Genomic DNA, 276 nt, shown 5'->3' on the forward strand with positions numbered 1-276 from the left:
ATTCCGCCCTCGATATGCCAGACTTTGTTGAATCCGTTATGTTTCATCCAGGCACTGGCCTTTTCACAACGAATGCCGCCGGTGCAGTACATGACGATTTTTTTATCTTTATGTGCCTGCATCATCTCGACTGCTTTTGGCAGCTGCTCACGGAAGGTATCTGCCGGAATTTCGAGCGCGTTTTCAAAGTGCCCCACTTCATACTCATAGTGGTTACGCATGTCGATAAATAGTGCATCGGGATCGTCAAGCATGGCGTTCACTTCCGCCGCTTGC

General features: G+C 49.3%; 1 protein-coding gene. It reads right to left on the bottom strand.

Translation table 11 applies throughout. From position 1 onward, the window contains the following. Positions 1-276: rhodanese-like domain-containing protein (locus KI356_RS28970; RefSeq protein WP_274388415.1), on the bottom strand; the 276-nt coding region annotated here is incomplete at both ends.

This window comes from Bacillus hominis (genome assembly GCF_018332515.1).
In the GTDB taxonomy this organism is placed as follows: domain Bacteria; phylum Bacillota; class Bacilli; order Bacillales; family Bacillaceae_G; genus Bacillus_A; species Bacillus_A hominis.